The following is a 23508-nucleotide window of genomic DNA, read 5'->3' as shown; positions in this document are numbered from 1 at the left end:
AAAGAATCAGAAATGTAAAATAAATTCTGATTTATGCTTTATTCACTTTTTTACAAAACAGGACATGTGCTATGAGTGCCAATATTCCAAATGTTGTCCCTACAAAACAAACTCCTGTCCATTGAGCCTTTTGCCAGGCGATAGAAGCCAGCCATGTTCCCAGTGATCCTCCAATGAAGTAAGATACCATATAAACAGTATTCAGTCTGTTTACAGCATTAGATTTGATAAGGAAATAATTGGTCTGATTCATGATATGGCTTGACTGTACTCCTAGGTCAACAAGAATTACTCCTACAATCAATCCCCAATAGGTTTCCCCTGCAAAATAGGTAAAACCCCAGCTTCCAATAACGATCAATAAAGAATATAATATAATTCGGTTAAGATCCAGATACTTTTGAAGTTTTCCTACTTTTGCAGCCGCTAAAGCTCCTACCGCTCCTGCCAATCCAAAACTTCCTACTACAGATGATCCGGCGTTAAAAGGCGGTTTCTCCATGTGAAAAACCAATGTTGTAAACAGTGCACACATCGATCCAAATGCCATTGCTCCACGGAAAGATGCCAACTGAAGTACAGGCTGTGTTTTGGCAAGCTGAGCAACAGAACGCATCAGTTCTTTGTAAGTTCCTTTAAAATTAGGTGACAGCTCAGGTAGCATTTTATAAACTGCCAGCCAAACCAGAATCATCAATCCGGCAGCAATACCAAACATGGCTCTCCAGCCCCATACTTCCCCTACTATTCCCCCTATAAAACGGGAAAGAAGGATTCCCAACAATAATCCGGACATAACCAGCCCAATATTGGCTGATTTCTCTTTATCAGATGAAAGCTCTGCTGCAATAGGAACAAACAATTGCGGAATCACGGATGTAGCACCAATTAATAAGCTGGCAGCATACAACATCCACAATTGAGTAGCAAAAGTCATCCATAAGAGCGACCCGAAAACCAAAAACAAATCGATTAGAATTAATTTCTTGCGAAAGAATTTATCTCCCAACGGCACAATTAGTAACAGCCCTAAGGCATAGCCAATCTGTGTGAGTACAGATATTTTACTCGCTGCACTCTCAGAAACCTGAAGTTCTTCAGAAATAAGCGCCAATAAAGGTTGATTATAATAATTATTGGCGACCACAAGTCCGGAAATAATAGCCATAAGCCAGATAACAGTCCGGGAAATACCATGGGAAGAACTCTCCTGCATTGCGTATAAGATTTTATTTGGATTGAAAGATGTCCGACGGCAAATCATGATAGAGTCCGTCAGATTTTTAAGAAATCAAAGGTAATCATAAAAAAAAGAAATGATCAGTCTCTCATCTTTACATTTTTATGAATGATGGATGATTCTGTGATAAGTAGAATGATTCCAGCGTTCTGCTTCTATGATTGTTTTTATTGATAATTTATATCGATGAAAAACCTTTTGAATATTAGAAATATTAAAGAAATTTGCAGCATGAAAATCATTCCACTTAAAGAAGGTAATTTTTCGGCAAGCAAAACCAAAGACTTCACGCTTTTAACAGAAGACAATTTTGATAAAGTTGGAGGAATAAAAATGTCTGTCCAACCCTTTCTTATCATTACTGAAAATGATTATATCCTTCTGGATGCAGGAATTGGCTGGAAAAATGAATCCGGATCCACTGTTGTTTCAGAAATTCTGGAAAAGGAAAATATCCGGCCTGATCAAATTACAAAGTTATTACTGTCTCACCTTCATAAAGATCATATTGAAGGCGCTGTAAAGCTTACAGATAATGGTTTTGAAGCTGCTTTTCCAAATGCCCAGATTTATATTCAGAAACGCGAACTGGATTTTGCGATGGAGAAGAAAGGAAATCCTTCTTTTGATTTTGATATGCTGGAAAAACTGATTGAGCTCCCGAATATTACCTGGATGAATGATGATCAGGGACAGATCACAGAAGAGATTTCTTATGAAGTGGTTGGTGGGCACACCCCCTTTATGCAGGTGTTCTGGATCAGAGAAAATGGGGAAACTGTTTTTTATGGTGCTGATGATCTTCCGCAGGCTTCTTATTTAAAATATCATTTAGCCTATAAAAGTGATTTCGATGGCAGAAAAGCCATGGAATTAAGACTTACATGGGAAAAAGAAGCAAGAGAAAACCATTGGAAAATTCTTTTGTACCATGACCTGGAGAAATCTGTAGTAGAAGTTTAAATATCTATAAATGGTTTAAATTTCATTAAACCATTTATAGATATCAAATTCAGAAGGAATATTGAGTTTTTTTCTGATTCTGTTTTTCCTGTTTTGTATTGCTTTTGGGGTAACAAAAATACAGGTTGCAATTTCCTTTGTGGTCATATTGAGCTTAAGGTAAATACAAAAGATCAGTTCAGAATTTTTAAGGGAAGGCTGTATATCAGATAACTTTTTAAAAAAATCGGGATAAACCAGTCGGAATTTATTTAAGAGACGAGGGGAATTGCTTTTGGCTAATGCCATTATTTCGTCTTGTACAAGAATCTTTTTCGTTAAATCCTCTAAGTTAGTTTCAGTTTTTTTATTTTTCATAATACTTTTTCATCTCTACTCATTTCAGATGCCACATCTTTTGTGTATCTGTACAAAGCTTTTTTCTCTGATCAATCTGTAGGGTAATCTGGAGAACAAAATAATTTTTATGTATTCAAAATTTCATTGGCTTTTTCAATGATCATATCATCATTTAAAAACAGATTTCATGTATTAAAGAAATGAATACACGAAAAAATAGTGTCTATGAAATTTGTCCTATTTCTTAATGGCAAAGAAAGAAAAAATGATTAAAATTCTATAAAATCCGCGTACCACATAGATACCACGTTAATATTGTAGATAAAATACTATTCAATTTTTCAATTGCCTGCTTTCTCTTTATTGATAGAGTGTAAATCTAACATGTTATAGCCTTTACTTTTTATGATCTCGATCAATGTTTTGGGGCTTAGTAAAAACAGTTAGAAACAATGAATAGAAAGTTGATATGTGATAACAAGACAAAAAAATTCAAACAAATATTCTTTAGAAATAGAAAACCGAATTTATTTTAAATCCGGTTTTCTATTTCTAAAAATTGTTCTCTGTGATTTCCAAATCTTTGAGATAAGCATAACAGCCTTTAAGGTCGAAATATTTTTCTTTTAGCAATTTTATTTGATAGGTTACAGGAAGATATTTACCCCATTTTGAAAAGTCTATAATTTCAGGTCTGCTTTCTAATAAATCCGTCAGCACTTCATCAATATTCTGACCTATATCAGGTCTGGATAGGACTGTTTTTAACTCTTCCAGGGTACAGTCTTCTATTTCAAAAGCACTTTTTTGAGGATCTAATCTATTCTCTATATTCAGGCTATCCAATATCAGTTCTATCGTCCGGTTGATTTTTGAACTTGTAAAAGAATAAAAAGTAATTTTTTCGTTATGGTTTAACAAAGGCCTTTTCTTTTTACAATCATTGATGATAAAAGACGAAAATTCACTTCGCAAAAGAATAATGATTTGTTGGGCAACATCATCCAAAAAGTCGTATTGCTCTTTTGAAATAAGAATTTCAAGCATCTTTTCCCTGATCTGATGAGCTGTATCTGCAGCATCTCCAAAAAATTTAGGCTTTTTACCATCTTTGGCAGGAATTACCTCTATTTTTTTGGTTTGATAATCAATATCCTTTATACTCCATATTTTAGCAGACAGATAGATATTTTCATTCTCTCTTATCTGTGGTGATAATGGTAATTCTCCAATTTTCACTCCACTGCTGGATACTTTAAAAAAAACAGGGGCATCGAAAAGGCTATAGAATTCTTTTGTGTTGACTACTTCTTCTCCGTGTATCCCAATAATCAGTTCATTACCCAATTTTTCAAAAAAATCAATAGCAGTAAGGTAGTGGATGATTTCTTCTGTTTCCTCCATGCTGATCTCTGAAAATGCAGAATTTCTTGTGATTTCTTCCACAAGTTCAGGCAAAGAAATCACTGAAGAGCTTTTAACAGTAGATAAAAGCTGATGAACCATAATGTCATAAGGCTTTTTGTTAATGGAAACAGGCTCTATATATTGTTCTTTATAGAGCATCCAGCAGGCTAAAGATTGCAGTAGGCTCCATGGTTCTGTTGCGTAAAGTAATAAATTGCTCGCTTTTCCTTCCCTTCTGCCACTTCTTCCCACACGCTGAATGAGTGAGGCAATACTGTGGGTAGCATCTATCTGTACTACTTCATCCACATTACCAATATCAATTCCCAGTTCCAGTGTTGAAGTACAGGAAATACAAAAGTTCTGTAAAGCTGAATTTTTAGCAAAAAACTCAACATATTCGCGGACTTCTTTATCTACAGAAGAATGATGTGAAAAATAATTTTTATGTCCACCTATTTTCTCAGAGATCTGTTTCAGTTTCACAGCTACTTCTTCCACTCTTCCACGGGCATTCGGAAATATTAAAACTTTACTTTCTCTGGTTCGGATATAAAGGTCTTTTAATAATGGTAAAGGTAGTTCTTCAACAGAGCCTGGGAAATATTTAAAGACTGCATTGATTGGCTTGGGAGTAGTATCCCTGATAACTTTTGTATGCTCACTATCTCCTAAAAATTCTTTTAGCTCGGTATATTGATTGGCATCACTTACTGTTGCAGAAAGCCCTACAATACTGAATTTTTTGACATTTATTTTTTGAAGGCGGCTCAATAATGACTGCAGATGAGTTCCTCTGTCTGATCCTAAAAAAGAATGAATTTCATCAATAACCACATACTCCAGCCCAGAAAAAAGATGGCGTATATTGTAAGGTTTATTCACAAACATCGCTTCTATAGATTCAGGAGTGATAAGAACAATACCTTCCGGGCTTTTTAAAAGTCGGTCTTTTGCAGCTTTAGAAGCTTCCCCATGCCATTTTATGACAGGAACATCCAGGTATTCACAAAGGCTTTCCACTCTGAAAAACTGATCGTTGATCAAAGCAATAAGCGGTGAAATATAAAGTACTTTTACTCCGGGGACTTTAAAATTTACCTTAGACAAGATAGGCAGAAAAGCAGCCTCAGTTTTCCCTGAAGCTGTTCTTGATATTAAAATATAATTATTATCGGTAGAAATAATTCTTTGAATAGAAGCTTCTTGAATAGGTCTTAGGCTCTCCCATTTCTTATTCCGAATATATTTCCTGATGGGCTCGGAAAGCAGATTAAAGGCTGTCATAATTCTTCAATACTGTCTAAAAGAATAAGATCATTGGGTCTTTCGTCTGCAATTTCAATTTCCCCGAAAAGTCTTTTTTTATCCACTTCGGGATTTTGTCTGATGATATTAAGGATATTTAGAAAGTCTCTGATTACTTCTCTTGGCGTCAGAAACTCTGCAGCTCCTGGTTTGTTGAAAATTTCCTCCATAAAAGCAGAAATATCCTCATCTGTAATATCCAGCTCTGTTTTATAATTGAAATCAAAAATCAGTTTCAGTTTTTTTAGCAGAACAAAAATTTCATTATGATTCAAAGGCATTAGTTTGATCACCGGCTGGGCGAAATCACGCAGTTCAGAGGTTTCGAATTTATTGGCTTCAAGTCTGGATTTCAGTGCCTGATAGCTGAAAAGACCTCTTCTCTCATTTTCCAGAAACTCTTTTGTTCCGGCAAAATTAATGAAAAGGTTGGCTACTTTCCCCTGAAAACAGTCATTGTAAATAGACAGAATTTTCTCGTAATTTTTCTCACGGGAAGCCATTGTAGAAATTTTATAGAGATTGATCGCTTCATCCAGGTTGATCATGAAACCACTATAGCCCATGCTCACAAAAAGCTTGCAGAAATTCTTGAGCATATCATAATAATTGGAATCATTGATGATTTCCCTGATTCCTAAATCCTGTCTTGCTTCTGTTTTAGTGCTGTATTCTCCTTTCAACCATTTCAGTGCATTTCTGCGCAGTAATTCATCTCCGTTAATATAACCTTCATAGTATTTTACAATAGCTGAACCGAAATCAAAACCACCTATTTCTGTGATTTCGTTCACAGTTTTCATAATAGAATTCTGAATCAACCCCAGATACTGATCACTTCGGATTTCCATCAGGGATATGTGATTTTCCTCTGCCGTTTTTGCAATCACCTGTTCTATCCATTTTTCAAGTAAAGTTGGCAATGCTCCTCCCTCTGGTTTGGTCTGGATCGCAATATTATCCATAATTGCAGAATATAGCATCACACTTTTTCCATCATTGGAATACAGTCTGTTATCCGGTGTAAAATCTGCATTAGCCACAACAAACTTTTGTTTTAAAGTCACTGTATTCAGCAGATGAAGCATAAAAGATTTCCCACTTCCAAAGTCTCCAATCCAGAATTTCACAAGGCTCAATCCGTTTTTGACATCATCCAGAGCGCTGATAAAAGCATTGATTTCTTCAGATCTCCCTACTGTAATATGTTGTACTCCTATTTTCGGAACTACTCCGCTTACCAAAGAATTGATAATGGAAGTAGCTTCTTTAGGTTTAATATTGTCAATCATTTTTTAAAAGTTTTTTGTAATAATTTGTGTTAATAATAAAATATTCCTCTTCTTCCTCAATAAGAATATCGTCGAGAAGTTCAAAACAACATTCATTAATAGAATCTATGGTAGAGCCCATAAACAGTCCCTTTGCTTTGATAAAACCCTCAAACTCTTCCTGTAGGATATTGAAGCTGTGTTTCTCAAATAAATCTATAATATCTTTTTGAATTTCTGTTAAATGAAGATCATCCATATATTTGGAAACCTGAATCTCTGATAGATGTGGAATAGCGGTAATGGTTAATTCTTTTTCATCAGCAATTTCTGTCTGTTGCATGGAAATCATTTCCTCTTCGCTATCATTATTATTAAGAATATTACCTAATATATCGGCTGTTTCAGAATGCTGTTCCTGAATATTTTTAATAGCCTCAGGGTCAATCTTAATTCTCTTTCTTTTAGGAAGATAAAACTGAGTGATTTTCTCAAGAGCTTTTTTTAGATTCCTGTCTACAATAAACTCATTCAGAATATTTTCAAAGTCAGTGAACAATTCTGAGGTAGAAAACAGGTTTTTCTGAACATTTTTAGGAAGCTCTCTTTTATCAAATTTAGGGGAGTTAAGATCCTTTTCTAGATAGTAAATATAAAGCCTCAATGCACAGTCTTTATCATATTCTGCTACAAATTTTGAAGCTTCAAAAAATAAAGCATCTACTGACGGATTTTTGACATTCACATCCGAAAGCCTGAATATCTCTCTTTCAAAGGCCAGGGAGTTGGAATAATCATCCCGGATCATTTCAAATTTGGTCTTCCAACGGTTGGTATTATTCTCATTGAGGATAATATTGGTTTTGTAATCGGCATCAAGAATCTGGTGCTGGTTTTCACTCAGGAAGGTATCAAGCTTTGAAGCGATCTTTTTATTGTAATGATAAAGAATATCCTCCTCAGTATAAATAAAATCAGTATTAATTTTTCTTTTAATACCATACACTTCACGGACATTGTTTTCACTTAGTTTCAAAATATGATTGAAAATTTCTGTCTGTACGGAATTGTAAGTGTAATTGTAATTCAGGCTGTCTTTTCTGTAATTGTACCGGAGGCAGACGATAATTTCTGACAGTTCTTCAATGACAGTTGGATAGGATTTGTTGACAGGGATACAGTTCTGATACAGGTATTCAATGGATCTTAAAAACTGTTTAATAATCTGTATTTTACAATATTCAATCTCATTGAAAACATTACTGGAAAAAGACATGGTATCCAACATGGTGGATTGATCCTCGTTAAGATTGAGCTTTCTGCTGTATTTTTTTCCAATTTTCCACAAATCCGGATGAGAAGATCGGCTCTGATCCTGAGGAATATTCCCAGAAGCAAAATCTTCGTTTCCAAAATCAATCGGGCTTTCCAAATGTCCGGAAACATCAATAATAAAAGGATCGGTATTGAATGAACCTTGATTGTTAGGCATAGTATTTTCGGAGGTTATCATTATAGAATGTTCTGAAGAGGTTTCTCTTCAAACCGCGTCAAAAACATCAAACTCATGAACCAAAATAATAGTGTGCCCTGACTTTCTGAGATCTAAGGCTTTTTCCACTTTTCTTCCGTAACAGGAATAGCTCCAGCAAGCATTATTGGTATCTCCAATAATCAGATAATCTGTTTTTCTTGAAATGGTATTCACAGGAATTCCCCCTTTATTAGAAATTGCTTCCTGCAATTCGTTCCGGGTTCCACGACTTAAAATCCCTGTAATACAGAAGGTTTTATTTTCAAAAGTAATTTCAGGATCTACAGCACAGATACCAGATATAGAAACACCTTCTGTATCTTTTTCCACTTTTTCAGCGATCTCTGTATTTTTTAATTCAACAAACTGTTTAATAAAAGCTGTCAGCACAGCTCTTTCTTCTTCATTTATTTTTTTGTCAGCAACGATTGATAAAACGAGACTTCTGATCTCATCATACGGATAATGAGAATTCAGATGCTCATTCTCAGATAGCCATTCATGAAGTTTAAAGATTTCATCATCATTGAGAATACCATCAGCCAGTATACCATGGAAAATTCCTTGCAAAAGCTGCAAATCTGAAGTAATTCCATTGTAATAGATACTGTCATGTTCATATTTCTGGCATAACCAATACAAATCTTCAATGGCTTCTTTAGCCGGAATTTCGTTGGAGGCTGTATTTTCAATTAAAAGCATGAATTCTCGGAATGGATTTCTACTGATCAAATCATAATGTTCTTTGGCCCATAATCTGAGTTCATCCATTTCTCTGACATCAATAATGTTATCAGAAAGAATACCTAGTAAAAGCCCCTTTAAAGAATTGATTGCTTTATCTGCTCTTGCTTTGGAAGTAAGAACCTGAAGTTCAGGATTTTCAAAATTAGTCATCTTAATAAAATTGAGTTATGGTAATTAGTTTATTGATCGTAAATCAATGCTCTAATATAACAATATATTACCTCAAATGTATTGAAGATCCCGAAATATTCTTTACGGTTTTCCGTAAGAACGTTGATAAAAATGAAAAAGAAAGAATTCAAAAATGGAAACTGTAACCATCAAAATTATTTCCTCGTCCTCCTTTGTAATGTGTTACTGTTCCAGCTGTTTCTGAAACTCTTCCAGATATTGGGCAAGATGAATTCCGTCTGCCAGTCCATGATGCGCTTCAATCGAAACCGGAAGATATTTTCTACCTTCCCTGATAGTAAATTTTCCAAAAGCAATCTTAGGAACCGATTCTGTAGTATTAAAATCTGTAGGATGCAGTATAGCACTGAATGAATTCCATGGAATAGTCGTATGTCTTATATGATCTTTTCCAAGTCTCTCATTGCTCAATCTCAATCCTGAAGTCTGATGTACGCCTTTTATTTCCTCCTGCAGGGCAGTGTTGAAAGTTTCAAAATCCTCTGAATAAGGAGTAAATGAAAAACCAAAAGTACCATCAGGTCTTCCAATCGTACTGCCGGCATGAACTATATCAAACTGTATTACCTGACCATCAATAATTCTTAATTTTAATTCATCCACTGTATTGATGGCTACCATAGACTTGTGAAAATAATAGGCAAAAAATGAATATCCTTTTTCTTTCACTGTGTCATATGCTTTTGTACAGTCTACCTCTGTTGTAAATCCAAAATAAGGGCTTGCCATATTAGAGAAAAATTCGAAATGCTCTTTCCTGTTCCAGTTGTCTATATCTACAATCTTCATTGATTCTTATTTGCTGCAAATTTCTGAAAGTTTCTCCGGTTTTAAAAGGTTACGATTAAAAATATAATTAAAACTTAATTTTGTGAAGCGGCTATTTGGTAGATATTTTGCTGCAAAATACCCATATTTTAGAATCTTATTTGTAGATCTTCAGATAACTCCTTTTCATTCAGGAGTTAAAAATTTAATTAACAACAACATAAAAAATATCATAATGGAAAGAATCGGATTTATCGGATTGGGAAATATGGGACATCCTATGGCTAAAAATCTTGAAAAAGCAGGATTTCCGCTATCTGTTTACAACAGAACTTCAGAAAAAGCCAAAGATTTTGAAGAAAAAGCGACTGTCTGTACCCACATTAAAGACCTGATACAAAACAGCGATATCATACTCACCATGTTGACCAACGATAGTGCTGTAAAAGCAGTGTATGAGGAAATTCTTCCTTTAGATATTCAAGGGAAACTCTTTGTGGACATGAGTACGATTTCTCCGGAAGTTTCCAAAGAAACGGCAGCAGCTCTGAAAATAAAAGAAGCTTCCTTTATTGATGCTCCCGTAGCAGGCAGTACCCAACCCGCTCAGGAAGGTACGCTGATCATTATGGCTGGAGGTGAAGATGACGACATTCAGCGTGCCGTGCCTTATCTGTTGAAAATGGGAAAATCCGTAAAACATCTGGGTGAAAACGGAAAAGGTATTGCCGGAAAGTTATCAATCAACTACTTTCTTTCCACAATTTATCAGGGATTGGCAGAAACTGTTTTACTGGCTGGAAAATTAGGAATTGAAAGATCAGATATGCTTGAGATAATTAATGAAAGTGCCAGCGGAAGCGGTGCTACCAAAGTAAAAACACCGATGCTGATTGCAGATCAGTATGCTCCGGCATTTGCTCTTGATTTAATGTTGAAAGACATCCTTCTCGCTAAAAATGCAGGCGCTGATTTTCCTTTATCCGAAGCATTGATTCAAACCTATCAAAATGCCCATGATGAAGGCTTTGGTCAGGATGATGTTATAGGAATTATCAACTATTTAAAACAAAAATAATATGGAGATTATCAATTATAACGGTAAACAATGGTCAGCAAAAAAGGTAGATCATATCTATATCGTCAGCCTCGACAATCAGTCTAATATTGTAGAATCTTTAACGGATTTTATTCAAAACCAAAATATCCAGGCAGGAGAAGTTACAGGAATAGGCGCCGTGAGTGAGGCAACACTTCGTTTCTTTAATCCTGCAACAAAAAAATATGTGGATAAAACCTTTAAAGAACAGATGGAAGTCACCAATATTTCCGGAAATGTCTCTGAAATAGAAGGAAAACCAACTCTTCATCTTCACATTACGTTGGGAAGAGAAGATTACACTGCGCTGGCAGGACATCTTTTGGAAGCAAAAATTCAGGGAGCTGCGGAATTTATTTTCTATCCACTGAATACCAGAGTAGTAAAAATTAAAAACGAAGAAATAGGAATCAATCTCTATGATTTTGAGAAATAAAACCTTGATTGCTGTTGAAAGTAGTATTTTTGATAAAATATTTATTTGATGTTTGAGGTTCTGCTTTCCCATATCGAGAATAAGGTTGATATCACCGACGAACAGAAAAATCAGGTTAAATCTTTCTTTACCTTAAAAAAGCTTCGTAAAAAACAATATCTGCTTCAGGAAGGAGATATCTGTAAATCGTTGTCTTTTGTAAGTAAAGGGCTGTTAAAATCTTATTTTCTGGATGAAAAAGGAAATGAACACATCAATATGTTTGCCTTTGAAGGTTGGTGGATCTCGGACTTCAACAGTTTTATCAATCAGGAAAAATCTGTTCTGAATATTGATGCTATTGAAGAAACCGAAGTTCTGATGATCACCTTGGAAAATTATGAAAAAATGATGCTGGAAGTTCCTGTCATGGACAGGTATTTCAGAATTTTATATCAGAATAGTCTTGTTACAAAAGATTACAGACTTATTGTTTCCAATAGCTATACTGCTGAAGAAAAGTATCTTCAACTGGCACAAAAGAGTCCGGAAATGATCAAAAGAGTCCCCCACAATCTTATTGCCTCCTATCTTGGCCTTGCCCCTGAAACTGTGAGCAGAATCCGTAAAAAGAATTCTTTGAACAATACTTGATCCAGATCAATTCAAAGGCATGATCCAAATCAAGGGTAAAAGCTTCTATCCACCCATAATTTTGTACAAGAAATTTTACAATACTTATGGAAAAAATTGCATTGGTAGTAGGCGCTACCGGAATTACAGGAAGCAATCTTGCTGAAGAACTGATCACCCAGGGCTGGACAACATACGGATTATCAAGAAATCCAAATACCGGTATTCCAGGTCTTCGTCCCATTAAAGCAGATCTTACGAATGAGCAGAATCTTGCGGAAGCCCTTGAAGGGATCTCTCCTACTCATATTTACTTTACCACATGGATGCGTAATGACACTGAGGAAGAAAATATCCGCGTCAACAGTCTGCTGGTAAGAAACCTGTTGAATGTTTTATCTCCTAAAAAATCGGTTCAGCATGTGGCTCTGGTTACAGGGCTTAAACATTATCTGGGACCATTTGAGGCCTATGCTAAAGAAGGAATTTTACCTGAAACACCTGTCAGAGAAGAACATCCAAGGCTTCCACTTCCCAACTTTTATTATGCACAGGAAGACGAAGTGTACAAAGCTTCAGAAAGAGAGGGCTTCACATGGAGTATTCACAGACCTCACACCGTAGTTGGATATGCAGTAGGAAACCTGATGAATATTGGAGCTACATTGGCGGTGTATGCCAGCATCTGTAAGGAAACCGGAAGGAAATTTATCTGGCCGGGATCTGAAGCACAATGGAATGGAGTTTCGGATGTAACGGATGCCAGAATATTAGCACAACAACTCGTTTGGGCATCCACTACAGAATCAGCAAAAAATCAGGCATTCAATATTACAAATGGAGATGTTTTCAGATGGAAATGGCTGTGGAAAAGACTGGCAGATTGGTTCGGTATAGAAGCTGTAGGTTTTGAAGGAACCATAAAACCTCTTGAAAAAGAACTGGAAAATGACCACCAGATCTGGACAGCTATTGCCGACAAATATAATCTTAAAGAAAAAGATCTTCACCGTTTATCATCAGCATGGCATACTGATCTGGATCTTGGAAGACCGCTGGAAGTCATGTGTGATATGTCAAAAAGCAGAAAACTGGGTTTCACGGCTTATGTAAGCACAGAAGATTCTTTTATACATGTTTTTGAAAGACTTAGAGCAGAAAATATGATTCCTTAATGGAAAAGGAAAATACAAAGACACAAGATTTATTTCCTGTGTCTTTGGGTTTTAACAAACAAGCAATGCTTATGGTATAATTTTGTGTTTTTTAAGTTTAATTAAACTTCTGTAGTGGTAACCCCAAATTTCTTTTTAAAAGAAGAATAAAAATGGGATAAATTCTCAAAACCCAGATCAAGATAGATATCCGAAGGCTTTTTATCCCTGTTTTTAATTAAATAATACGCTTCCTTTAATCTTTTTTCTTTCAGCCATTGTTTTGGAGTCATCTCAAATATTTTGTTGAAATCCCGCTTAAAACCTGAAAGACTACGGCCTGTAAGCTTTGCAAAAGCCTCCACCGATACATTGAACATAAAATTCTTGTTCATAAATTCCTTAAGGTCAATTTTATGGGGTTCAGAAAAATCAAAAAGAAGATTTTTAAGATCAGGATTACTCAATAAAATAAGCTCTATCGCTTCTTTAACCTTTAAAGCACCCAATGTTGGCGGTACTTCTTTCGTTTTATGGATATAAGGAATGAGTGAGGCAAAATAGCTCTTAAAAAAATCATCAGGCTCAAAAAACAAACGCTGATTCTCTGGAAAATTAGCCTGCACAACTATTTTGTTTTCTGTGGCATATTGTCTCAGGGTTTCATCGTCAAGGGTGATAGAAACAAACTGATATTTTTCATTGTCTGAAGGATATTTAATCGTTCTGATCAGTTGATTTTTCCTTACCAGAACCACTGTATTTTCTTTGATCACCGTTTTACCCTGTTCATGAAAAGCATGCGTTTCCCCGGATATCTGAAATCCCAGAAAATGGTCCGGAATAAATTCCTCATAGCCTCTGTAAGATTCAAAAGCACATGAATAAACGAGTTTATCAAATATAATCTCAGAAGTATTTTCCATCATACAAATATCTGAAATTTAAGCAATAGCATGAGCTCCTGCCGCTGCAATTTCTTTATCCTGCTCGGGGGTTCCTCCTGAAGAGCCTATAGCACCAATGGTCTTTCCTTCTGCATCCTTAAGAACAACACCGCCTGCAATAGTCAGCAGTCCTTCATTTGAATTCAGCATTCCATAGCCATGAAAACCGGCTTCTGAGATTATACTTCCCATTACATCACTATTTACTCCGAACATAGCAGCTGTCTTTGCTTTTTTAACAGCAAAATCAATCACTCCATATACACTATCCAGCCTTGCCAGCGCAACAAGATGTCCCCCGGAATCCACCACGGCAATACTCACGGGAATATTCATAGATAATGCCCTTTCTTTTGCTGCATTTAAAACCTTTTCTGCAGTTTTATAATTCAGTTCCATGGTATTAACTTTTTGCTGTCCAGGCATCTGCCTGAAGCTGTTTTACAAACTCTTCAGTTTCCTTTGGATGTACATTTCTGAAATGACTGTCTTCGTCTAAAGCTACATTTACAATCACTTCAGCCATAGACTGTGGATCAAGCTGATGAGCCAAAGATTCTGCGGCTCCGTCAAAAGCAGATTCCGGAGTGAAATTGATTTTCGGGTCATACCAATGAAAAATAGAATCTACTCCCCTGTCATTAAATCCTGTTCCAAATACCCCTGGATTGCAAGTTGCAATTTTGATATTAAATGGAGCAAGCTCTGTCTTTAATCCTTCAGCAATAGATTCCAACGCATGCTTGGAAGAACAGTAGGCAGCCACATAAGGAACTGTCCATAAACCTCCCATTGATGAAGTGAAAACAATCTTACCCCTTCTTTTTTCGACAAACTTTTTGATGAAACCCTGGGCAAGATTCAATGCACCAAACACATTCACTTCAAACATAGAGCGGATAATGTCCACCGGCTGCTCAGCAATTGGACCGCCTTCCATAATTCCGGCATTGCTGATTAAAATATCTATTTCATATTTCTTCAGAATATAATCAATATCCCTTTGGCTGGTAACGTCCAGTTTATCCACTATAAGATCAATTCCCTGTTCTTTAGCTTCGCGGATTACATCACTCATCTGAGGATAAACCTGTGTAGTGGCAATTACCTTATGTCCTTTTTTAGCAAGCTCAAAAGCAGCAATCTTTCCGAATCCACTTGCTGCACCTGTAATTAAAATTGTTTTACTCATTGTATTCTTTTTTAATGTTGGTACAAATTTCAAAGATTTCCAAAAGGATAATATTGCCTGGAAGTTCATTTTTATATTGCTGAAAAGTTCAAAAAAAACTATTATTAAAGAACCATGAAAGTCAGATTTCAGATTTGAATGATAATAAAAAATAAACAGTTTATTGTAAATTGGTTAAGTTTTTGAAGCTTATCTCATAAAACCAGTCACACCATTGAAATTAATCACATTTACAAAAAAAGGAATTTATTGTCCACAGGGAAAATTCTACATTGATCCCTGGAGACCTGTAGACCTGGCGGTTATCACCCATGGCCATGCTGATCATGCCCGCTGGGGAATGAAAAAATACCTTTGTCATCATTTTACAAAACCTATTCTCCATCAAAGAATCGGACCCGATATCGAATGCCAAAGTGTAGAATATGGAGAAGTTATTACCATCAATGGAGTAAAACTTTCCCTTCACCCCGCCGGACATATTATTGGTTCTGCACAGATAAAACTCGAATATAAAGGATATGTGACCGTAATTTCAGGAGATTACAAAGTTCAGAATGATGGATTGAGCACTCCTTTTGAGCTTGTAAAATGCAATGAGTTTGTGACAGAAAGTACCTTTGGCCTGCCTATTTATAACTGGCTTGAAGTTCCGGATTTAAATAAAAAACTCCAAAACTGGGTACTGAAGAATAAAGAAAATCATAAAACCTCTGTTTTTATAGGCTATTCTTTAGGGAAAGCCCAGCGTATTATGAAAGCAGTGGAAGAATTGGGAAAAATATATGTACACTACTCCATCGGAAAATTGAATGAAGCCTTTGAAACAGTAGGAATCGACCTTCCGGACTATACTATCGCAGACTTCAGAGAGCGTCCAAAAGAGATGGAACATGAAATTGTTATTGTTCCTCCTGCTTTACTCGACAGCAATATCATCAAAAAAATACCTGATCCGGCTACTGCAATATGCTCAGGCTGGATGCAGGTTCGTGGTGCCAGAAGATGGCGAAGTGCAGATGCTGGATTCGCGATGAGTGACCATGCAGACTGGAAAGGATTATTGCAGACTGTAAAAGCTACGGAAGCCGAAATTGTGCATGTTACCCACGGCCAGACAGAAGTATTTTCAAAATATCTGAATGAAATAGGCGTAAAAGCTGATGTTGTAGAAACATTATTTGGAGAAGATGAAGAGGAATCTGAAAAAGAAATCACTGAAAATCCTGAATCATGAGACATTTTGCAGATCTTATCAACGCTTTGGAAACCACCAACAAAACCAATGCTAAAATTGATGCTATCATTGATTATCTGGAACGCGCTCCCGATGAAGATAAAGTATGGTTTATCGCCTTATTTACCGGAAAAAGACCTAAGAGAAATGTCAATACCAATTACATGAAAGAATGGGCGCTGGAAATCACAAAGCTGCCATATTGGCTATTCCAGGAATCCTATTCTTCTGTAGGAGATCTTGGGGAAACATTATCATTAATTCTTCCGCCTCCGGAGGAAAAAATAGAGCGCTCCTTATCAGAATGGATGAACGATATTGTCAATCTTAAAGGCAAAACAGATATTGAAAAGAAAGAATTTGTATTACAGTCATGGAATGGTCTGGATTACACAGAACGTTTGATTTTCAATAAATTAATTGGCGGAAGCTTCAGAATCGGGGTTTCAGATAAAACCTTAATCAATGCACTGACAAAATTTTCCGGGCAGGAATCTAGTGCGCTCATGCACAGTTTAATGGGAAAATGGTTGCCTGATGAAGTTTCTTTCAAAGAACTTATTGATGCTGAAAATGTGAATCCTGACAATTCAAAACCTTATCCTTTCTGTCTTGCTTATCCTTTGGAAAAAGAAACTCAGGAACTGGGAAATCCGGACGAATGGCTGGTAGAATATAAATGGGACGGAATACGCGGACAGATCATCCGGAGAAACGATGAAGTCTTTATCTGGTCAAGAGGAGAAGAACTTATTACCGAGCAGTTTCCTGAGATTACAGAGGTCGTAAAAGCAATGAAAGGCAGCTTTGTTATAGATGGAGAAATACTTGCGGTAAAAGATGGTAAAGTTTTAAATTTTAATGAATTACAAAAAAGATTAAACAGAAAAACTTTAACTAAAAAAATGCTGTCGGAAATCCCGATAGAAGTCTTTGCCTATGACTTACTGGAACTTGAAGATAATGATTTGAGGGAAAAACCAATCTCTGCGAGAAGAGCTTTACTTGAAGAGTTATTACTGAATGAAAATCCTCAGAATATCAGTATCTCTAAAAATCTGGACTTTGAACAATGGGAAGAACTGGATTCGCTTCGTGAAAATTCAAGGACAGTAAACAGTGAAGGATTGATGTTAAAACAAAAAAACTCACCCTATCATTCCGGCCGGAAAAAAGGTGACTGGTGGAAGTGGAAAATCAATCCGTTTACTATTGATGCAGCCCTGATCTACGCCCAAAAAGGCAGTGGCAGACGAAGCGCTTATTATACGGATTATACTTTTGCTGTGAAAAACGGAGATACTTTGGTCACCATTGCCAAAGCCTATTCTGGATTAACGGATAAAGAAATTATGGAAGTGAGCAGGTTTGTTACTAAAAATGCCATTGAGAAATTCGGACCTGTGAGAACCGTAAAAGCAGAACTTGTTTTTGAAATCGCATTTGAAGGCATTGGTTTCAGCAACCGCCATAAAAGTGGTGTTGCACTCCGGTTTCCCAGAATTGTAAGATGGCGGAAAGATAAAACCGTGGATGAAATTGATGATTTGGAAGAGATTAAAAAATTAATACAATAATATTTTTAGAGCAATGATCGTAAAGGCACCGTGTTCAGCTATTATGAAATGTTGTCTTTGCTGAGTGAAACGCCATTGCGAACAAAAAAAATGAAACCAATATAAACCCTTAGCGTCTTTTGCGTTAAAATTAAATTAAAATAGATTTGGCAGCATTCGAACATACCAACGGATTTAAGATCATTCAGCAATGGATGATCGATAAAGGTATTGAACCTTTTAAATTTCAGATAGAAACCTGGAAGAAATTTGAAAGCGGATACAGCGGAATGGTAGTTGCTCCTACCGGTTTTGGAAAAACGTTCTCTGTTTTTTTAGCATTAATTTCTAACTTCCTGAATCATCCTGATCAATATAAAAAAGGACTGAAAATGATCTGGATAACACCGCTTCGTTCTCTGTCCAAAGACATCGCTAAAGCCATGCAGGAAGCAATGGATGAAATAGGACTCGATTGGGCTGTAGGAGTAAGAAACGGAGATACTGATCCAAAAGTAAGACAGCAGCAGGTTAAAAAAATGCCTGAAATTCTGGTGGTAACCCCCGAAAGTCTCCATTTGCTGCTGGCTCAGAAAAATAATGAAGCTTTTTTCAGGGATATGAAATGTATCGCTGTGGACGAATGGCATGAATTACTCGGTTCAAAACGAGGGGTGATGGTAGAACTCGGCATTTCACAGCTTAGAAAATACGTTCCGAAAATTAAAATATGGGGAATTACAGCCACCATCGGAAATCTGGATGAGGCCATGGATGTTCTTATTCCCTATGATGGTAAAAAGACAAAAATTACAGCTAAAGAGCATAAAAAGATAGATATTCTTCCTGTTTTTCCGGACGAAATTGAAATATTACCCTGGGCAGGACATCTTGGAAATAAGCTTGCAGATAAAGTAGTCCCGATTATTTTGGATTCAAAGTCTACCATTGTATTTACGAATACCAGAAGCCAGAGCGAAATGTGGTACCAGCTTCTGCTGGATGCTCACCCCGATTTTGCCGGACAGATCGCCATCCATCACAGTTCTATCGATGCCCATTTGAGAATCTGGATTGAGGAAAATCTAAGTTCCGGTAAATTAAAGGCTGTGGTATCCACATCATCTCTCGATCTTGGCATTGACTTTAAACCTGTTGACACCGTTATTCAAATAGGATCCGCCAAAGGAGTCGCCCGTTTCCTTCAAAGAGCCGGACGGAGTGGTCACTCCCCTTTTGAAACTTCAAGAATTTATTGTGTCCCGACCCATTCTTTGGAACTGATTGAAGTTTCTGCTCTAAAAGAAGCCGTAAAACAAAAAGTCGTTGAACCCAGAGAACCACAGGTTTTATGTTTTGATGTTTTGGTGCAGTTTCTGATGACATTGGCGGTTGGTGATGGTTTTTATCCTGATGAACTACATGAAAGAATCAAAAAAGTATATGCTTTTCAGGAAATGTTGGATGAAGAGTGGCAAAGCATTCTGGAATTTCTTACCATTGGCGGCAGTGTGTTGAAAAGCTATGAAGAATTCCATAAAATAGTCATTATGGAAGACGGCCTTTATAAAGTTACTTCAAGAAAAATAGCAATGCTTCACAGGATGAATATGGGGGTTATTGTAAGTGATGCAATGCTGAAGGTGAAATTTATTTCCGGAGGTTATATCGGAATGGTCGAAGAATATTTTATTTCAAAACTAAAGAAAGAGGAGAAATTCATTTTAGCCGGACGTACACTTGAAGTTGCAATGATCAAAGATATGACCGTGTATGTAAGAGCGGCTAAAGGAAGGGCTTTAGTACCCAGTTATCTGGGCGGAAGATTGCCACTAAGCTCTAATTTAGGGTATTTTTTAAGAGAAAAACTTTCACATGCTTTAAATCCAAAAGCTTCAGAAAAGGAACTCAAATTTCTGCATCCTCTATTGATCAATCAGGAAGCAAATTCCCATATTCCCAAAGAAAATGAATTTCTTGTTGAAATGATTAAAAACCGTGAAGGCTATCATTTGTTCATATATCCTTTTGAAGGACGCTTGGTACATGAAGTAATGGCGGCTCTGATTGCCTACAGGATTTCAAAGCTTGCGCCTATTTCCTTTTCTATGGCGATGAATGATTACGGATTTGAGTTGTTCAGTGACAAAGAAATCCCGCTAAATGAAGAAAACCTGAAACAGATTCTTACCCGGGACAATCTGATGAACGATGTGATTGCAAGTATTAATTCTGCAGAAATGGCAAGACGAAAATTCCGTGATATTGCCGTAATTTCAGGAATGGTGATTCAAAATTATGCAGGACAGCAGCGCTCCAACAAATCATTACAAAGCTCTGCCGGATTGATTTTCAAAGTTCTGGAAGACCATGATCCCAATCATTTTTTAATAAAGCAGGCCTATACCGAAGTTTTTAACATGCAGCTTCAGGAACAACGGCTTGTAGAAGCTTTTAAAAGGATTGAAAAATCTGAAGTTATTCTAAAACATTCCCGTTCTTTTACCCCGCTCAGCTTCCCAATCAAAGTAGACAGTCTGAGACAAACTCTTTCGAGTGAAGGATTGGATGCAAGGATTAGAAGAATGTTGAAACTATCTAATATAAGTGATCTTTCATAAAGATTTTCTGATAAATTCTTCTGCAATTTTAATCTTATTCTTAGCCTAATATTCTAAGTTAATTTTCTTGATAAGTTTAAATAATCATTGTAACTTAGAGTATACCTTCTTAGAAGTTTAAAATAAAATGTAAATAATGGAAAAATTATTCTTGGTCCGTCACGGACAGTCACTCTGGAATCTGGAAAACAGATTTACAGGCTGGAAAGATATTGATATAACTGAAGCCGGAATTGAAGAAGCCAAAAAAGCAGGGCTTGCGCTAAAAGGAGAAAGAATAGATATTGCATTTACTTCTGCCTTGGTAAGAGCACAGCATACCCTCTCCATCATCCTTAACGAAATTGGAAATCCCAATATTCCGGTCATCAAAGATAAAGCATTAAACGAACGTTCTTACGGAAATCTCGAAGGATTAAACAAAGCAGAAACCGCACTGAAATATGGTGACGAGCAGGTTCATAGCTGGCGCAGATCATTTGATGTGGTTCCTCCGGGTGGAGAAAGCCTTAAAGATACTTACAACAGAGTGATTCCTTATTTTGAAAGTCAGATAAGACCTTTATTAAAACAGGGTGAGAATGTATTAATTGTAGCCCATGGAAACAGTCTCCGTGCCCTTATTATGTATCTGGAGCATCTTTCTCCTGAAGAGATTTTAGAACGGGAAATTGCTACCGGTATTCCTCTGACTTATGTTTTTGATGAAAAATTTCATGTAAGCCGAAAGGTCAGTTAATCCGATTTAAATAGTTTACCTTTAAGCATTAAATTTTCAATCCACCAAGTGTTTATAGCAACAAAAAAAATTTTCATCCAAAGTGAAACTTTTATTCTGACCAATCAACGGGCAGCATTCCGGGAAAAAGATAAAGCACTGATTCTTTCCGATCTTCACATCGGGAAAACCGCTCATTTCCGCAAAAATGGTATTGCATTGGCCAATCATATCATGAAAAGCGACCTGGAAAGATTATCCGCACTGATTGAATATTTTCAGCCTGAAAAATTCATTGTGGTTGGAGATTTACTTCACGCCGGAGACAATTCTGATGTGGATGAATTCTGTGTATGGAAAAAGCAATACTCTGACTTGCAGTTTTATCTTATTGAAGGAAATCATGACAGAATTTCAAAAGCTTTAGAGGAAAAATTATGTTTTGATTACAAAGCTGAATGGCTTGAAACTGATGATATCACTTTTATTCATGATTTTGATCCGGTCAGATTCGGATTTCAGATTACCGGACATATTCACCCCGGAATTGTGTTGAGTTCTGCGGTGAAGAATATCAGGCTTCCCTGCTTTGCACTCACCAGCAATCAATTGTTACTTCCTGCTTTTAGTGAATTCACAGGATTGGATACCAAAAATCTACCTAAGAAAAGTACATTTTTTGTGTTTACAGATGCAGAGATTTATGAGATTTAATAACCTCAGGTTAATCGGTCAATCTTGCAATACAAAATAAAGGCAGATTTTTATCTGCCTTTATAAAACCATCCTCTTCATGATCAACGTATTGATTCCCTCTTCATTTACATGCCTCTAACATCCTGGTTTGTATTATGCTTATCAATCTGATAAAAACGATTAGTGAAATCTTAATTTTTCTTACTTAAGCGGATGCTGTATACCGTAATCAAAACTGTTACCAGCAGGAACAATGCCCCGATCCAGGGTGTACTTTCCAGGCCTAAAGAAGAAGTCACAATCATTCCTCCTGCATAAGATCCGATTGCAATCCCCATATTAAAGGCTGCAATATTAATCCCTGAAGCAACGTCTTCCGTTCCCGGAAGTTCTTTTTCTGCAATTTGTACCACCAATAGCTGAAGTCCCGGAACAGAAGCAAATGATAATGCTCCTAAAAGGAAAAGGGTAATGATACTTAGCACCGGACTGCTTACGGTAAAATAAAAGGCAAGCAATACCAGTCCCTGTGCGGCAAACATCCATAGCAGTGCTTTCAAAGGGTTTTTATTCGCTACTTTTCCTCCAATCAGATTTCCTAGTGCAATGGCAATTCCATAAATCAAAAGGATAAAAGTAACGGTAGATTCCTGAAATCCTGTGATCTTCTGTAAAATTGGTGACAGATAAGTAAAAACAACAAATGTTCCTCCATACCCCATTGCAGTCATTAAAAAAGCAAAGATCAGACGTTTATTTCCCAATACCTTAAACTGGCTTTTTAATGAAGCTGTTTTCCCATTTTTCAGCGTATTGGGAACCAATAATAAACTGGCTACTAACCCAATGATTCCAAGGATTGAAACCCCGATGAAAGTCGCTCTCCATCCGAAGTGTTGTCCTATAAAAGTTCCCAGCGGAACTCCTGTTACAATGGCCAGTGTAAGTCCGGCAAACATAATAGAAATTGCTGTAGCTCTTTTTTCTTCAGGTACCAATGAAGCGGCAATGGTAGACCCAATGGAAAAATAAACCCCATGGGCAAAACCTGTTAAAATTCTTGCTAGCACTAAAGTTATAAATCCAGGCGCAATCGATGCCAAACCATTTCCGATAACAAACAGGAGCATAATGGAAACCAGCAGCATCTTGCGTGGAATTTTCCCTGTTAATGCCGTTAATATAGGAGCTCCGATAGCCACTCCAATCGCATAAAGACTTACCAATAATCCTGCTGACGGAATGGTAATCCCGAGATCAGATGCTACGGTGGGCAGCAGTCCCACAATTACAAATTCAGTAGTTCCTATTCCGAAGGCACTTATTGTTAATGCCCATAAAGCTGCAGGAAGACCTTTTTTAACCGTCTGCGTTGCCGTATTGATCTGTATTTCTTTTTGAAAATTCATTGTCTTATAATTTGTTGATATTGATAAGGCAAATTTCCGACGAATATTTGTATTATAAAAAT

At 36.6% G+C, this 23508-nt stretch carries 21 protein-coding genes; 10 read left to right on the top strand and 11 right to left on the bottom strand.

Annotated elements, in window-relative coordinates:
• Nucleotides 1–31: 31 nt before the first annotated feature.
• Nucleotides 32–1216, bottom strand: a complete 1185-nt coding sequence (locus CQ022_RS03450; protein ID WP_105682350.1) for an MFS transporter — start codon at nucleotides 1214–1216, stop codon at nucleotides 32–34.
• 255 nt (nucleotides 1217–1471) lie between these two features.
• On the opposite strand from CQ022_RS03450, the gene CQ022_RS03445 reads away from it, so the two are divergent.
• Nucleotides 1472–2203, top strand: coding sequence for an MBL fold metallo-hydrolase (locus CQ022_RS03445; RefSeq protein WP_105682771.1), 732 nt, complete (start codon nucleotides 1472–1474; stop codon nucleotides 2201–2203).
• A 15-nt stretch (nucleotides 2204–2218) separates the two neighbouring features.
• Here CQ022_RS03445 and CQ022_RS03440 read toward each other — a convergent pair whose 3' ends face one another.
• From CQ022_RS03440 to CQ022_RS03415, 6 genes are all read right to left on the bottom strand, one after another.
• A complete protein-coding gene (locus tag CQ022_RS03440; protein ID WP_105682351.1) occupies nucleotides 2219–2560 on the bottom strand; it encodes a helix-turn-helix transcriptional regulator in 342 nt (113 codons plus the stop codon).
• Between the two features lie 534 nt (nucleotides 2561–3094).
• Complete coding sequence (locus CQ022_RS03435; protein WP_105682352.1) at nucleotides 3095–5236, bottom strand: DEAD/DEAH box helicase; 2142 nt, start codon at nucleotides 5234–5236, stop codon at nucleotides 3095–3097.
• The gene (locus tag CQ022_RS03430) at nucleotides 5233–6549 is read right to left on the bottom strand and encodes an ATP-binding protein (RefSeq protein WP_105682353.1); all 1317 of its coding nucleotides are present in this window, start codon (nucleotides 6547–6549) and stop codon (nucleotides 5233–5235) included. The genes CQ022_RS03435 and CQ022_RS03430 overlap by 4 nt, the downstream gene beginning before the upstream one ends.
• On the bottom strand, nucleotides 6542–8020 hold the full coding sequence (locus CQ022_RS03425; protein ID WP_165791648.1) for a tellurite resistance TerB C-terminal domain-containing protein: 1479 nt from the start codon (nucleotides 8018–8020) through the stop codon (nucleotides 6542–6544). The genes CQ022_RS03430 and CQ022_RS03425 overlap by 8 nt, the downstream gene beginning before the upstream one ends.
• A gap of 48 nt (nucleotides 8021–8068) precedes the next feature.
• Entirely contained in the window at nucleotides 8069–8959 is an 891-nt protein-coding gene (locus CQ022_RS03420; RefSeq protein WP_105682355.1) for a BRCT domain-containing protein, read from the bottom strand.
• Nucleotides 8960–9163: 204 nt separating this feature from the next.
• On the bottom strand, nucleotides 9164–9790 hold the full coding sequence (locus CQ022_RS03415; protein WP_105682356.1) for a chloramphenicol acetyltransferase: 627 nt from the start codon (nucleotides 9788–9790) through the stop codon (nucleotides 9164–9166).
• A gap of 82 nt (nucleotides 9791–9872) precedes the next feature.
• Here CQ022_RS03415 and CQ022_RS03410 point away from each other — a divergent pair, with 82 nt between their 5' ends.
• The 4 genes from CQ022_RS03410 to CQ022_RS03395 all read left to right on the top strand — a co-directional run bounded on the left by CQ022_RS03410 (nucleotide 9873) and on the right by CQ022_RS03395 (nucleotide 13091).
• A complete protein-coding gene (locus tag CQ022_RS03410) occupies nucleotides 9873–10847 on the top strand; it encodes an NAD(P)-dependent oxidoreductase (RefSeq protein ID WP_228421639.1) in 975 nt (324 codons plus the stop codon).
• Nucleotide 10848: 1 nt separating this feature from the next.
• Nucleotides 10849–11304, top strand: coding sequence for a PPC domain-containing DNA-binding protein (locus CQ022_RS03405; protein WP_165791649.1), 456 nt, complete (start codon nucleotides 10849–10851; stop codon nucleotides 11302–11304).
• A 48-nt stretch (nucleotides 11305–11352) separates the two neighbouring features.
• Nucleotides 11353–11937 carry a Crp/Fnr family transcriptional regulator gene (locus CQ022_RS03400; RefSeq protein WP_105682357.1) on the top strand — a complete coding sequence of 195 codons (585 nt, stop codon included), beginning with the start codon at nucleotides 11353–11355 and terminating at the stop codon, nucleotides 11935–11937.
• An 86-nt stretch (nucleotides 11938–12023) separates the two neighbouring features.
• Nucleotides 12024–13091: an SDR family oxidoreductase gene (locus CQ022_RS03395; protein WP_105682358.1), complete on the top strand. Its 1068-nt coding sequence runs from the start codon at nucleotides 12024–12026 to the stop codon at nucleotides 13089–13091.
• A gap of 101 nt (nucleotides 13092–13192) precedes the next feature.
• Here CQ022_RS03395 and CQ022_RS03390 read toward each other — a convergent pair whose 3' ends face one another.
• From CQ022_RS03390 to CQ022_RS03380, 3 genes are read right to left on the bottom strand one after another with little or no spacing between them, the layout of a single operon-like run.
• Nucleotides 13193–13999, bottom strand: coding sequence for a helix-turn-helix domain-containing protein (locus CQ022_RS03390; RefSeq protein ID WP_228421641.1), 807 nt, complete (start codon nucleotides 13997–13999; stop codon nucleotides 13193–13195).
• A gap of 15 nt (nucleotides 14000–14014) precedes the next feature.
• Nucleotides 14015–14416 (bottom strand): GlcG/HbpS family heme-binding protein, encoded by a 402-nt coding sequence (locus tag CQ022_RS03385; RefSeq protein ID WP_105682774.1) that lies wholly within the window; start codon nucleotides 14414–14416, stop codon nucleotides 14015–14017.
• 4 nt (nucleotides 14417–14420) lie between these two features.
• Nucleotides 14421–15209: an SDR family oxidoreductase gene (locus CQ022_RS03380; protein ID WP_105682775.1), complete on the bottom strand. Its 789-nt coding sequence runs from the start codon at nucleotides 15207–15209 to the stop codon at nucleotides 14421–14423.
• Nucleotides 15210–15423: 214 nt separating this feature from the next.
• On the opposite strand from CQ022_RS03380, the gene CQ022_RS03375 reads away from it, so the two are divergent.
• The 5 genes from CQ022_RS03375 to pdeM all read left to right on the top strand — a co-directional run bounded on the left by CQ022_RS03375 (nucleotide 15424) and on the right by pdeM (nucleotide 22055).
• On the top strand, nucleotides 15424–16446 hold the full coding sequence (locus CQ022_RS03375) for a ligase-associated DNA damage response exonuclease (RefSeq protein WP_105682360.1): 1023 nt from the start codon (nucleotides 15424–15426) through the stop codon (nucleotides 16444–16446).
• Nucleotides 16443–18023 (top strand): ATP-dependent DNA ligase, encoded by a 1581-nt coding sequence (locus CQ022_RS03370; protein ID WP_105682361.1) that lies wholly within the window; start codon nucleotides 16443–16445, stop codon nucleotides 18021–18023. Before CQ022_RS03375 ends, CQ022_RS03370 begins: the two co-directional genes overlap by 4 nt.
• Nucleotides 18024–18169: 146 nt before the next feature.
• Complete coding sequence (locus CQ022_RS03365) at nucleotides 18170–20623, top strand: ligase-associated DNA damage response DEXH box helicase (protein ID WP_105682362.1); 2454 nt, start codon at nucleotides 18170–18172, stop codon at nucleotides 20621–20623.
• Between the two features lie 136 nt (nucleotides 20624–20759).
• On the top strand, nucleotides 20760–21362 hold the full coding sequence (locus tag CQ022_RS03360; protein ID WP_185126807.1) for a 2,3-bisphosphoglycerate-dependent phosphoglycerate mutase: 603 nt from the start codon (nucleotides 20760–20762) through the stop codon (nucleotides 21360–21362).
• A gap of 48 nt (nucleotides 21363–21410) precedes the next feature.
• Nucleotides 21411–22055, top strand: coding sequence for a ligase-associated DNA damage response endonuclease PdeM (pdeM, locus tag CQ022_RS03355; RefSeq protein ID WP_165791650.1), 645 nt, complete (start codon nucleotides 21411–21413; stop codon nucleotides 22053–22055).
• A 173-nt stretch (nucleotides 22056–22228) separates the two neighbouring features.
• On the opposite strand, the gene CQ022_RS03350 is transcribed toward pdeM, so the two are convergent.
• Nucleotides 22229–23446: an MFS transporter gene (locus CQ022_RS03350; RefSeq protein ID WP_105682365.1), complete on the bottom strand. Its 1218-nt coding sequence runs from the start codon at nucleotides 23444–23446 to the stop codon at nucleotides 22229–22231.
• Nucleotides 23447–23508: the final 62 nt, after the last annotated feature.

Origin of the sequence: Chryseobacterium culicis (assembly GCF_002979755.1) — a bacterium.
Classification (GTDB): Bacteria; Bacteroidota; Bacteroidia; order Flavobacteriales; family Weeksellaceae; genus Chryseobacterium; species Chryseobacterium culicis_A.
Note: the sequence above shows the minus strand (reverse complement) of the source record. Positions and strands in the feature narration are given on the sequence as shown.